This window comes from Kushneria marisflavi (genome assembly GCF_002157205.1).
Lineage (GTDB): Bacteria > Pseudomonadota > Gammaproteobacteria > Pseudomonadales > Halomonadaceae > Kushneria > Kushneria marisflavi.
In genome coordinates this window covers 1534610-1546607 of record NZ_CP021358.1, presented here as the reverse complement: position 1 = coordinate 1546607, position 11998 = coordinate 1534610, and the positions used below count along the sequence as shown (strand labels likewise).

The window sequence follows — 11998 nt, the reverse complement described above, 5'->3', positions numbered from 1 at the left end:
GGGCATCCCTGCCCGAGCGCATCCCTTTCCGGATGCGCTCGGGCCTGCAGTACCGGCTGAGTCGTGCCGAATGACCAGTGCTGATGAGTTACCAGGGCGGATGAATTACCAATGGAAGTCGGCAGCGTTGTCGGCGGTCACCAGGGTGACGTCGATCGGCACCTCGCTGGGGGATTCTTCACCGCGGTACTTCTTCACGGCCAGTTCCAGTGCCTGGGTGACCATGGTGGCCGGATGCTGGGCGGCGATCGCGATCAGCGGCGAGTTGGGCTGTTGCATGGCCTTGACCGCTTCCGGGTTGCCGTCAACGCTTGCCAGCTTCACGTCGTTGCCGGAGGACTGAATGGCGACCAGCGCGCCGAGCGAGCCCACGTCATTGACGCTGAAAATGCCGGCCAGATCCGGATGGGCCTGCAGCATGTTTTCGGTGACGTTCATGGCGGTGGAGCGTTCCTGATGGCCGTTTTGCTTGTCGACCACCTCGATGCCGTCAAACTCGCCAAGGGCCTTTTCACACCCTTCGACGCGCTGGAGAATCGGTACGACCGGGATACCGTCAAGAATGGCGACCTTGCCCTTGCCATCGAGCTTTTCGCCCATGTAGTGGCATGCCTTGTAGCCGGCATCGAAGTTCTTTGAGCCGACGAAGCCATCGATCGGGCCTTCGGCCTGGGCATCGACGGCCACGACCGGCACGCCGGCGTCATGGGCCGAGAGCACCGCCGACTGGATGCCGACCGAGTCGGTCGGATTGAGCAGCAGGATATCGACGCCGCGCTGGAGCATGTCTTCCACGTCATTGATCTGCTTGGAGATGTCGTGACGGGCATCGGTAAACACGAGCTTCGCGCCCATGTCATTGACCGCTGCTTCCAGCGCGCGCTGCATGGTCACGAAATAGACGTTGTTGAGCTCCTGAAAGGACATGCCGATGACGAGCTGGTCGTCCGGCTTGTCATGGGGCTTGTCGGCAGCACTGGCCAGCGGAATTGTGGTGGCCGCCAGCAGGGTTGTGACGAGGGTGGCGCCCAGAAGGCCCTTTGCAGCTGAAATCGTAATAGGCATGTGATTTTACCGGCTGATCGTGAAGGCATGGCACGTGCCATGGGCGGTCAACAACGTGGATGGCGCCCCTTCTTCTCACCGAATCCTCGGCCGGACGCGTCAATGTTAACGTTGTCATTTGGTATTTAGCGTCGTTTTGCGCACACTGACAATTCGCCTTTGGGTGATTGGACCAAGGTCGGCAGGTCATGGCCTGTCGCAATGTGGCAGGGTAGCGCCACGCCATTATCAGGAGCGGTCATGAGCGCCTATTACCTGGGAATCGATGTGGGATCGGCAAGCGTCAGGGCCGGTGTGTTTGATGCACGCGGACGTTGTGTGGCGCAGGCCGCCTGCGAGATTGCGCAGTACCGCCCGCGCCCGGGGTTTGTCGAGCAGTCCAGTGACAACATCTGGTCGCAGTGTGTGGCCGCGGTGCGTGAAGCCGTGAGTGAGGCCGGCGTCGACGGTACCTCGATCCGGGCGATCGGCTTCGATGCCACCTGCTCGCTGGTGGCGCTGGGCGGGCAGGGCGCCCCCGTTTCGGTGTCACCGGACAACGTCGATGCCCATAACATCGTGATGTGGATGGATCATCGCGCCATTGAAGAGGCCGAAGAGATTGCCGCCACGGGTCATCCGGCGCTGGAATACATTGGCGGGCAGGTCAGCCCGGAGCTGGAGCTACCGAAGCTTTTATGGCTCAAGCGCCAGCGCCCCGATCAGTTCGAGCGCGCCGCACTCTTTCTCGATCTGGCCGATTTCATGGTGGCTCGCGCCATCGGTGATCTGGACGGCACGCATGAGCCTGAGCGCAGCGTGTGTACCCAGGTGTGCAAGTGGCTCTATCTTGCCCATGAAGGCCGCTGGCCCGAGGACCTGCTTGAACGGCTCGGCCTCGATGAGCTGATGTCGCGCCCGGCGATGCAGGGTGACATTCGCGCCCCCGGCACCCGGGCCGGCCGGCTGTCAAAGGAGACCGCCGAGGCGATGGGGCTGACGGAGCAGACGGTGGTGGCCACCGGCCTGATCGATGCCCATGCAGGCGCACTGGGCATGCTCGGCGACGACCCGGAAGGCAGCCTGGCCGTGATTGCCGGGACATCAGCCTGTCATATCGCCTTCTCTCACGACCCCTGCTTTGTGCCCGGCGTCTGGGGCCCGTACTGGGGCGCGGTGCTGCCGGATGGCTGGATCAACGAGGGCGGACAGAGCGCGGTCGGGGCGCTGATCGACCACGTGATTGCCGACAGCGGCGTCGTTGAGGCGCTAATGACGGCGGCCGCGCGCGCCGAGATCAGCCATTTCGAATGGCTCAATCAGCGGCTGGAGGCGCTGGAAGAGGAAAGTCGCGACGAGCTGACTCGGCATCTGCACGTGCTGGACTATCACCATGGCAATCGCTCGCCGCTGGCGGATGCATCGCTCACCGGCATGGTCAGCGGGCTGATACTGGAGCGCGACCTCGACGGTCTGGCGCTGCGCTATCTGGCCACACTGCAGGCGGTCAGCCTGGGTACGCGTCATATCGTCGAGACGCTCAACGCCCACGGCCATGACATCAAGCGACTGCGCCTGTGTGGCGGGGCGCTCAAGAACGCGCGCTGGCTGAAGGAGTTAAGCGATGCCACCGGGCTTGTGATCGAGCTGCCCGAGGAGCGCGAGACGGTGCTGCTGGGGAGTGCCATGCTGGCGGCCACCGCCTGCGGTGACCATTCGGCGCTTCGAGAGGCGGCGGCAGCCATGAGCGCCACGGCCCGTACCATTCGCCCGGATGTGACCCGGCGTGACTTTTTCGACGCCAAGTACCGGGTCTATCGTCAGATGCACGAGGATCAGCTGCGCTATCGTGACCTCATGGAGTCCAAGATCGCGTGAAGCAGGAGGGGCTTCAGGTGGTGGCCGGCGCGTTGCCGGCCAGTACCTTGCGCAGAAAGCTGCGGGTGCGCTCATCCTTCGGGTTGGTGAAAAGCTCTGACGGCGGTGCCTGTTCGACGATGCGACCGCCCTCCATGAACACCACCTGATCGGCCACTTCGCGGGCAAACTGCATCTCGTGGGTGACCACGATCATGGTCTGCTGCTCGGCGGCGAGCTGTTTCATCAGAGCCAAGACTTCCTCGACCCACTCCGGGTCCAGCGCCGAGGTTGGCTCGTCAAACAGGATGACCTCGGCCTTAGCCGCCATGGCGCGACCGATGCCGATGCGCTGCTGCTGCCCGCCGGACAGCGCCGCCGGATAGGCATCCGCCTTGTCGGCAAGGCCGATGCGCTCGAGAATCTCGCGCGCTCGTGCGTGGGCCTCATGTTTTGATAGCCCCTCGACCACAATCATCCGCTCGGCAATGTTCTCCAGCGCCGTCTTGTGGGCAAACAGCGCATAGTTTTGAAACACGAACGCCGTGCGCCGGCGCAGACCCAGGATGTCATCCTTGCTGGGGCGGGCGGCGTCCACGCTCAGATCCCCCACCGTGAGCCGGCCGGCGTCGGGCCGTTCAAGGAAGTTGATACAGCGCAACAGCGTGGATTTACCGGTGCCGGACGGGCCGATGACCACGATGATCTCGCCGCGCTCGAGTGACAGATCGATCCCATCGAGCACGGTATGCTCGCCAAAGCGCTTGGTGATGTCCTTGAGTGCAATCATCGCTGATAAGCCCGGTTGAGACGTTTTTCCAGCCGCTTCTGACACCAGGACAGCGCCTCGACGATGACCCAGTAGATCAGCGCCACGACCAGAAAGGCTTCAAAGTAGAGAAAGCTGCTGGCGGCTTCCTTCTGGGTGGCGCCCATCAATTCCGTGACCCCCAGCGTAAACGCCAGCGATGTCGACTTGATCATGTCGATGAAGTAGTTCATCAGCGTCGGCGTGGCCACGCGTGTGGCCTGGGGCAGAATGATGCGGCGCATGGTCTGGAACTGGGTCATGCCGATCGACTGGGCCGCCTCGGTCTGGCTGCGGTCGATGCCGGTGATGGCGGCACGAATCGATTCTGCCATGTAGGCCGAAAAGTGCAGTGTCAGCCCCATGATGGTGGCAGTGACGCCATTGATGGAGACCAGAAAGGAGAGAAACTGCGGCAGCCCGTAATAGAACAAAAAGAGCTGTACCAGCAGCGGGGTACCGCGAAAAAACGAAATGAACAGTTTTGCGGCCTGATTGAGCCCTGGCAGGCGCGAGACGCGAATGACGGCGAGCAGACAGGACAGAATCAGGGCACAGACCATGCCCGCGGCGGCCATGCCCAGCGTCAGCGGGAGATAGCCCAGCAGGACGGGCACCAGCCCGACCATGTAATCAAGGTTGAGTGCTTGCATGGCGATGCGCTTTAAAACGAGCGGCCCGCATCAAGGGCTTGCGGGTCGCCTGGGGGTGAACAACAAAACGCCCCGGACATGCCGGGGCCATTGGGCAGAGCATAGCGCTGATCAGCTGTCGCTGCCGGTCTTTTCCGAGCCTTCGGACTGCGGGGCTTCGGTGATGTCGCTATTAAACCACTTCTCGGAAATCGCCTTGAGCTCGCCGTTGTCGCGCAGGGTATCGAGTGCCTTGTTCACGCGGTCACGCTGGGCGCGGCCGGCGTCATCGTTACGAAACGGCAGGGCGTTCTCGATCTTCGAGAAGGGCTGGCCGGCCAGCTGCAGCGGCAGGGGCTTGTCCTTGATCACCTGGGAAGCGCTGGTGCGGTCCATCACGAAAGCATCGGCGCGGCCTAGGGCGACATCCTGCTCGATGTTGGACTCATAGGTCTTGAGATTGATCTCATCGGCGTAGGGCAGCTCCTTGAGCAGGGTCTCGTAGTTCGAGCCCAGGTTCATGATGACCGTTTTGCCCTTGAGATCTTCCACGCCGTGGATACTGTCGTTGCCCTTGCGGACCACGACCTGGGCGCCGTCATAGACGTAGGGCTCGGAGAAGGCGTACTTGGCCTGACGCTCCGGTGTGATGGTGATCTGGTTGGCAATGGTATCGATTCGACCGGAGTCCAGCATGCCGGCCAGGCCCGAGAAGCTGGCGGTGACGAACTTGATGTCATCGCCGGTCTGCTTGCCGATGGCGTTCATGACGTCGACTTCAAACCCCTGGAGCTTGTCGTGATCGACAAACGTGAAGGGGTAGTAGCCGCCGGACATGCCCACCCGCAGTGTCTCGGCCTGAGCGGCCGTGGCGGTACCCATGAATGTGGCCAGTCCCAGTGATGTGATGGCCAGCGTGCGCGCCAGAGTTCTGAAAGCGGTCATGTGATGCTCCTCTAAAGGGGAATGCGCCTGCGGGCGCCGAATGCATCTAGCGTACTGCAACCTTCCTTAAAGGAATAAGAAAAAGTTTTTATATGCGAAGAGGTTTTTAACTATAGCGTCATTCCGGCACAGGGCTGAAGCGTATTCAGCGCTTGCCGAAATGTGTTCGGGATGAGGCTTGTTCGCGGGATGGCCCCATCAATGGGCAACATTCCGGAATTGATCAACCGTAAAAGGGAAGGCAGCGACGAGGCATCAGAAGGAGGCCAGGCTTGGATCTGACTCGTTATCAAGCTGGTTGGCCAGCACCATCTCGATGAAATCCGCGATGATGTCCTGCACCCGATCCTGGGTGAGGTTGCCACACGAGATCCAGGATTCTCCCTGCTCCTCATGGCGGTGGTGCTTCATGAAGCTTCGATCAATGCGCAGGCCGTCATGATCGGGATCATGGCTGATGCGCAGATGATTGAAGTTGGTAAAGCCCCGTTTCATGGTGACGTGCTGAACCGGCAGCAGATGAAACTCGACGGCCTCGATCTCGCGGTGGCTCGATTCATTTTCGCAGTGCACGTGAATTTCGCTGGCATAGTGATTACCAGCCGCGATATCACGCGCCCACTCCATGGAAGGAATCAGAATGCGCTGGGCAATCTCGTCAAAGCTTGCCGGCTCATCAGGGTCGGCATCATCGCTCTGTTCCTGGACGGAGTGAGGGCGCAGGGGGCTCCTGCCGACCTGCTGCTGATAGTGTTTGAATACACGGTTCAGGTCTTTCATGTTCCTCTGCCTTCAGTAGTGCGCCGCGCGAGCGGTTCGAATGTCGGGTAAAGAAGTGAGGGGGAGATGCCGGGGTACAACGATTCAAGACGTATGGAAAGGGCGCTGGAAACCCTTTTCATGGCGCAGAGGGCCATGGCACAGGGAGACGTTCTGGCATTGATATCACGCTTTGAAGTGAGAGGCTACCTTCTATAGGATCGGCATTCCTTAACGCAGGTTATCAACCTGTGCCATCTCTGGAAACATCAAAGCGTTGCAAACCAGCGACATGGTCAATCCCTGCGGCGTTCACCGCACGCGGGATTTGATGTCCTGAAAAGGCACGCGGCAACCATTGTGTTTCAGCTATCGAAAAAGATGGTGATGACGTCATCGAGATGCATGGCCATGGCGCGTCGGGCACGCTCTGCATCCTGCTGGCGCAGGGCATTGAGGATGCGAAGATGCTGCTCGCGGGAGCGCCTTTTCATGTCGGTCGTGAGGTAAAGGTCCTGCAGACGACGAAACATGACGCCGTATTGATGCCCGAGAATATGGCGAATGAGCAGGGCGTAGGCCGGGTTGCCGCTGGCCTGGGCGATGCGGACATGAAACAGGCGATCGCCGGTGTGATTGGCCGTGTAGGGAATGCCCTGATGGCGCTCGTCCACTTCCTCGTCGTTATCCGCCACGTGACGTTCGTAGGCCTCCTCGATCCCTGACAACATCTCCGGGGTCATGTTGGCGGCCGCAAGCGCCGCTGCTTCGGGCTCGACCAGTCGCCGCGCTTCCAGCAGGGCAAAGGGAGGAATCTCCTCATCGCCCTGAGAGGCAAACTCCTGCTCGAGCTCCGGGTCCAGTGACCAGGGATGCTGCCTTGCTGCCGTGTGCAGAATGGATTGTCCGCCGCGCGGCACCAGTGGTCCCACCAGCACGCCATGGCCGACCCTGACTTCGACCTGTCCGATGACCTCCAGGGCTATCAGGGCCTCACGAACCGAGGCACGACTGACCCCCAGCGTCTGGGCCAGTTCACGTTCCGGCGGCAGCAGACTGCCCGGCGGAAACTCGCCAGCCTCGATCAGGTCATGCAGCTGGTCGGCAATCTGGCGGTAAAGGCGCGCATTGCGAATGGTCTTGAGTGGCATCGAGAAACGTTCATCCAGCGGCTGAAGGTCATGGGGACATCATTATCGTACATGGCGCTGCGACCAATGTGTAAAGGTCAGTCCATTGGGCATTTTGCTTTAATCGACGGATCATGTCATCCGCGCCGTGGACGACAGATGGCTCAAGGATAAGGTGCCATGAACATCAGCAAGGTCTCGTCCCCACAATGTTTGCAGGGTAAAACGGCCCTGGTCACGGCGGCCGGTCAGGGCATCGGTCGTGCCGCAGCGCAGCGTCTGTCCCTCGAAGGCGCTCATGTCATCGCCACCGATCTCGATCCATCGCATCTCATCGATCTTGAAGGCATGACGCCGCGAGGTCTGGATGTCCTCGACCGTGAGGCCATCCAGGCACTGGCCTCGGAGGTGGGGCCGGTCGATATCCTGTTCAATTGCGCCGGCATCGTGCACCACGGCAGCGTGCTGGAGTGTGACGACAGCGCCTGGCAGCTTGCCATGGCACTCAATGTCACGGCCATGTTTCATACCATTCAGTCGTTTTTGCCGGGCATGCTGGCCCAGGGCGGCGGCAGCATCATCAACATGGCGTCGCTGGCCTCCAGCATCAAGGGCGTCGCCAGCCGATGCGCCTATGGCACGACCAAGGCGGCGGTCATTGGACTGACCAAATCGGTGGCGGCCGATTACATGACTCAGGGCATTCGCTGTAACGCCATCTGCCCGGGGACGGTGGACTCTCCCTCCCTGCACGAGCGCATCGAGACGCAGGCCGCAGTGCGAGGGCTTGCTGCCTCGGAGGTCATGGCCGAGTTCGTGGCGCGCCAGCCCATGGGGCGGCTCGGGCGCGTCGAGGAAGTGGCGGCGCTGGTGGCCTGGCTGGCCTGCGATGAGGCTGCCTTTATTACCGGAACGACCCAGATGATCGACGGCGGCTGGTCCAACTGATCCGCGCCGTCTGTCTGGTTGATCACTACCTCATGGAGAACGGCATGAAACTGTTGCGCTTCGGGCCGAAGGGCTTTGAAAAACCGGGCATCGTGGCCCCTGACGGCAGCCTGCGGGACCTGTCCGGTCATGTGGAGGATATTGCCGGCAAGACGCTTTTGCCGGCGCAGCTTGAGGCACTGGCCGGGCTCGATCTGGAGAGCCTGCCCACAATAGACAGTGGCGCTCGAATCGGCCCCTGCGTTGGCCGGGTCGGCAAGTTCATCTGTATCGGGCTGAATTACGCCGATCATGCTGCCGAAACCGGCGCCGAACTGCCGGCCGAGCCAGTGGTCTTCAACAAATGGACCAGTGCGATCTGCGGGCCCAACGATGACATCGAGATCCCCCGTGATTCCCGCAGCACCGACTGGGAGGTCGAGCTGGGCGTGGTGATCGGCACTCCCGGGCGCTATATCGATGAAGCCGATGCCATGAATCATGTGGCCGGCTACTGCGTCATCAACGACGTCTCCGAGCGGGAGTTTCAGCTCGAGCGCAGCGGCACGTGGGACAAGGGCAAGGGCTGCGATACCTTCGGGCCGCTCGGTCCCTGGCTGGTGACCGCTGATGAGATCAGCGATCCGGGTAATCTCGACATGTGGCTCGAGGTGGACGGCCACCGCTATCAGAACGGGTCGACCCGCACCATGGTCTTTGGCGTGGCGCATCTGGTGGCCTATCTCAGCCGCTTCATGAGCCTGCAGACCGGTGATGTGATCTCGACCGGTACGCCGCCGGGGGTGGGCATGGGGCAGAATCCGAAAGTCTATCTGCGTCCCGGTCAGACCATGCGATTGGGCATCGACGGGCTCGGGGAGCAGTTCCAGCACACCGTTCAGGCCTGAACCAGAGCTTAAAGGAGGCAGGACACAAAGACGCTTCCAGGGTGGCGCTTCCTTTCCGGGAGCGCCTTTTTCATGCGCCGAAGGTGTTGCCAGAGCTTCCTTCTTTGTCCTTTTCGAAGCGCTCGGCGGCTGTCATCAGGCCTTCGTCTCATAGCCTATCGATCAATTGAGTTCCGACCCTGCCGGTTTATGATCGGTTTAAAGGTCAGGCCATTGGCCATGTGATGGCTGACAACGTCTGGAACTACGGGAGAAGGACATGCAAGTACTGGTCTGTGCCGCACCAGGAGAGATGACGCTCGAGGAAACCGATACGCCGCAGTGCGGGCCGGGCCAGGCGCTGCTGCGTATTTGCTGCGTCGGCATCTGCGGCACCGACATTCATGCCTATGGTGGCCGGCAGCCCTACTTCAGCTACCCGCGCGTGCTGGGACATGAGCTTTCCGGCGAGGTCGTGGCGACCGGTGACGACGTGGATCAATCGCTGGTGGGTCAGCGGGCCTATGTCATTCCCTACCTGCACTGCGGTCAGTGCAACGCATGCCTGCGCGGGCGCACCAACTGCTGCCAGAATCTTGAAGTCATTGGCGTGCACCGTGACGGCGGCATGGCGGAATATCTTGTGGTGCCGGTCAGCCATCTGGTGACCTCCCAAACGCTCTCTCTTGAGCAGCTCGCACTGGTCGAGTGTCTGGCCATCGGCGCTCACGCCGTGCGGCGCAGCCAGCTGGAGGAGGGGGAGTGCGTCGTGGTGGCCGGCGCCGGCCCGATCGGCATGGGCGTGGCACAGCTGGCCCGGGCACAGGGGGCGAGAGTGATGGTGCTGGATAACCACAAAGGCCGGCTGGCGTTTTGCCGCGACACCCTGGGCGTGGAGACCTTCAATATCACCGAAGGCGATAGTCGCGATGCCATTGCGGCGCTCTCCGATGGGGCCATGGCGGATGTGGTGTTCGATGCCACCGGCAATCCGCAGGCCATGAACCGAGGTTTCGATTTTGCTGGCCACGGCGGGCGCTACGTGCTGGTCAGCGTGGTGCGCGCCGACATCACCTTCAACGACCCTGACTTCCACAAGCGCGAGCTGACCCTGCTGGGCAGCCGCAATGCCACGCGTGAAGATTTCGACAGGGTGACCCGGCTCATGGAGGCCGGAAAGCTCTTTGAGCGCGCCATGATTACCCACCGGGCGCCGCTGATTGATATGCCGGACATCATGGCGCAGTGGTGTGATCCGGCCACCGGCGTGATCAAGGGCATGGTGCATCTTGATCGTGCAGCGTCGGATCACCAAACGATGCCGGAGGCCGCCCATGAGTGAGGTCATTGCTACCCAGAACCTGCGACGCACGCTCAGAATTCACCGTCTGGATAACGTCAGCGTGGCGCTGGTGGATCTGCCGGCCGGGGCCGAGGTGCCCATTGAGGAGGGCGGCGCGATCATCACGCTGGCCGAGCCCATCCCGCGCAAGCACAAGTTCACCCACGGGGCACTGGCGGTTGGTGAGCGCGTCACCATGTATGGCGTCACGGTTGGACGCGCCACCCGGGCCATTGCCACCGGCGGCAGGTTGACGACCGACAACGTGGAGCATGTGACCGACAGCGCGCAGACCGAGGCGCGTCGCACCGACTGGCGGGCGCCGGATGTCTCTGCCTTTGAAGGGCGTACCTTTGAGGGATTTCACCGCGGCGATGGCAGCGTGGGTACGGCCAACTACTGGCTGGTGGTGCCGCTGGTCTTTTGTGAAAACCGCAACATCGAGGTGCTGCGCACCTGTATCAACGAAGCGCTGGGCAACGACCCGCACCGCCATTACAAGCGTATGGCGCGGGCGCTGTTGAACGGCGAGCCCATGGCTGGGCTGGGCATCGGCGAGGAGAGCGTCAGCGAAGACGTCATGGAGACGCCTTTCCCCAATGTCGATGGGGTGCGTTTTCTGACCCATTCGCTGGGCTGTGGCGGCACGCGTGAAGATGCCCGCGCGCTGTGTCAGCTGCTGGCGGGCTATATCTGTCACCCCAATGTGGCCGGCGCCACGGTGTTAAGTCTGGGCTGTCAGAACGCTCAGGCCTCATTGCTGGAGGAGGCGATTGCAACGCGCGACCCTGAGGGCACCCGCCCGGTCCATTTCTTCGAGCAGCAGGCGCTGGGCGATGAAGAGACCCTGATGCGCGAGGCACTCAGTGCCATCTTTAACGGCCTGAGACAGGCCAACGAACTCACCCGCCAGCCGGCGCCGCTCTCAAAACTGGTACTGGGCGTGGAGTGTGGTGGCTCGGATGGCTTTTCGGGCATCTCGGCCAATCCGCTGGTGGGGGGCGTGGTGGACCGGCTGGTGGCGCTGGGCGGGTCAGGCATTCTTAGTGAATTTCCCGAACTCTGTGGCGTGGAGCACGAACTGGCGGCGCGCTGCACCAGTGACGCGCTCGCCACGCGGTTTCGCGATCTGATGGGTGCCTATCAGCGTCATGCCGGCGCGGTCGGCGCTGATTTTTCCATGAACCCGTCACCGGGCAACATCCGCGATGGCCTGATCACCGATGCCATGAAATCGGCTGGTGCCGCGCGCAAGGGCGGTGATAGTCCGATCGTGGATGTGCTCGACTATACCGAGCCCGTCACCCGTCAGGGGCTGAGCCTTTTGTGTACGCCGGGCAACGACGTCGAATCCACCACGGCGATGGCCGGCTCCGGCGCCAACCTGATGCTGTTTACCACCGGCCTTGGCACGCCCACCGGCAATCCGGTCACCCCGGTCCTCAAGATTGCCAGTAACAGCGAACTGGCCCGGCGCATGTTCGATGCCATCGATTTCGATGCCGGCCCGATCGTGGAAGGCAGCTCTTCCATTGATGCACTGGCCAATGCCCTGCTGGAGCGCTGCATCGAGACGGCGTCAGGTCGCTATCAAAGCTGCGCCTCGCGGCTGGATCAGCAGGACTTCATTCCCTGGAAGCGGGGTGTCTCCCTGTGATCTCAGCCTC

11 protein-coding genes are annotated in these 11998 nt (G+C 61.8%); 5 read left to right on the top strand and 6 right to left on the bottom strand.

Annotated elements, in window-relative coordinates; translation table 11 throughout:
* Nucleotides 1-105 precede the first annotated feature (105 nt).
* Nucleotides 106-1065, bottom strand: a complete 960-nt coding sequence (locus B9H00_RS07115; RefSeq protein WP_086900066.1) for an ABC transporter substrate-binding protein — start codon at nt 1063-1065, stop codon at nt 106-108.
* Between the two features lie 240 nt (nt 1066-1305).
* Between B9H00_RS07115 and B9H00_RS07110 the strand changes: the two genes are divergently transcribed.
* Nucleotides 1306-2922 carry an FGGY-family carbohydrate kinase gene (locus tag B9H00_RS07110; protein WP_211329605.1) on the top strand — a complete coding sequence of 539 codons (1617 nt, stop codon included), beginning with the start codon at nt 1306-1308 and terminating at the stop codon, nt 2920-2922.
* A gap of 13 nt (nt 2923-2935) precedes the next feature.
* Here the strand turns inward: B9H00_RS07110 and B9H00_RS07105 are convergent, their stop codons facing one another.
* From B9H00_RS07105 to B9H00_RS07085, 5 genes are all read right to left on the bottom strand, one after another.
* On the bottom strand, nt 2936-3691 hold the full coding sequence (locus tag B9H00_RS07105; RefSeq protein ID WP_086900064.1) for an amino acid ABC transporter ATP-binding protein: 756 nt from the start codon (nt 3689-3691) through the stop codon (nt 2936-2938).
* Nucleotides 3688-4362 carry an amino acid ABC transporter permease gene (locus tag B9H00_RS07100; protein ID WP_086900063.1) on the bottom strand — a complete coding sequence of 225 codons (675 nt, stop codon included), beginning with the start codon at nt 4360-4362 and terminating at the stop codon, nt 3688-3690. The genes B9H00_RS07105 and B9H00_RS07100 overlap by 4 nt, the downstream gene beginning before the upstream one ends.
* A 111-nt stretch (nt 4363-4473) precedes the next feature.
* Nucleotides 4474-5286 carry an amino acid ABC transporter substrate-binding protein gene (locus B9H00_RS07095; RefSeq protein WP_086900062.1) on the bottom strand — a complete coding sequence of 271 codons (813 nt, stop codon included), beginning with the start codon at nt 5284-5286 and terminating at the stop codon, nt 4474-4476.
* A 255-nt stretch (nt 5287-5541) separates the two neighbouring features.
* Entirely contained in the window at nt 5542-6066 is a 525-nt protein-coding gene (locus tag B9H00_RS07090; protein WP_086900061.1) for a hypothetical protein, read from the bottom strand.
* Between the two features lie 344 nt (nt 6067-6410).
* Entirely contained in the window at nt 6411-7196 is a 786-nt protein-coding gene (locus tag B9H00_RS07085) for a FadR/GntR family transcriptional regulator (protein WP_086900060.1), read from the bottom strand.
* 159 nt (nt 7197-7355) lie between these two features.
* Between B9H00_RS07085 and B9H00_RS07080 the strand changes: the two genes are divergently transcribed.
* The 4 genes from B9H00_RS07080 (at nt 7356) to B9H00_RS07065 (ending at nt 11988) form a co-directional block, all read left to right on the top strand.
* Nucleotides 7356-8123: an SDR family oxidoreductase gene (locus B9H00_RS07080; RefSeq protein WP_086900059.1), complete on the top strand. Its 768-nt coding sequence runs from the start codon at nt 7356-7358 to the stop codon at nt 8121-8123.
* 44 nt (nt 8124-8167) lie between these two features.
* The gene (locus B9H00_RS07075) at nt 8168-9010 is read left to right on the top strand and encodes a fumarylacetoacetate hydrolase family protein (RefSeq protein WP_086900058.1); all 843 of its coding nucleotides are present in this window, start codon (nt 8168-8170) and stop codon (nt 9008-9010) included.
* A 259-nt stretch (nt 9011-9269) separates the two neighbouring features.
* Entirely contained in the window at nt 9270-10331 is a 1062-nt protein-coding gene (locus B9H00_RS07070; protein WP_086900057.1) for a zinc-binding alcohol dehydrogenase family protein, read from the top strand.
* Nucleotides 10324-11988, top strand: coding sequence for a UxaA family hydrolase (locus tag B9H00_RS07065; protein ID WP_086900056.1), 1665 nt, complete (start codon nt 10324-10326; stop codon nt 11986-11988). The genes B9H00_RS07070 and B9H00_RS07065 overlap by 8 nt, the downstream gene beginning before the upstream one ends.
* The last annotated feature ends 10 nt before the right edge of the window (nt 11989-11998 follow it).

Coding starts and splice junctions, on each gene's coding strand:
- B9H00_RS07100 (WP_086900063.1), bottom strand. CDS start 4,362: ATGCAAGCACTCAACCTTGATTACATGGTCGGGCTGGTGCCCGTCCTG.
- B9H00_RS07085 (WP_086900060.1), bottom strand. CDS start 7,196: ATGCCACTCAAGACCATTCGCAATGCGCGCCTTTACCGCCAGATTGCC.
- B9H00_RS07090 (WP_086900061.1), bottom strand. CDS start 6,066: ATGAAAGACCTGAACCGTGTATTCAAACACTATCAGCAGCAGGTCGGC.
- B9H00_RS07115 (WP_086900066.1), bottom strand. CDS start 1,065: ATGCCTATTACGATTTCAGCTGCAAAGGGCCTTCTGGGCGCCACCCTC.
- B9H00_RS07110 (WP_211329605.1), top strand. CDS start 1,306: ATGAGCGCCTATTACCTGGGAATCGATGTGGGATCGGCAAGCGTCAGG.
- B9H00_RS07070 (WP_086900057.1), top strand. CDS start 9,270: ATGCAAGTACTGGTCTGTGCCGCACCAGGAGAGATGACGCTCGAGGAA.
- B9H00_RS07080 (WP_086900059.1), top strand. CDS start 7,356: ATGAACATCAGCAAGGTCTCGTCCCCACAATGTTTGCAGGGTAAAACG.
- B9H00_RS07065 (WP_086900056.1), top strand. CDS start 10,324: ATGAGTGAGGTCATTGCTACCCAGAACCTGCGACGCACGCTCAGAATT.
- B9H00_RS07075 (WP_086900058.1), top strand. CDS start 8,168: ATGAAACTGTTGCGCTTCGGGCCGAAGGGCTTTGAAAAACCGGGCATC.
- B9H00_RS07105 (WP_086900064.1), bottom strand. CDS start 3,691: ATGATTGCACTCAAGGACATCACCAAGCGCTTTGGCGAGCATACCGTG.
- B9H00_RS07095 (WP_086900062.1), bottom strand. CDS start 5,286: ATGACCGCTTTCAGAACTCTGGCGCGCACGCTGGCCATCACATCACTG.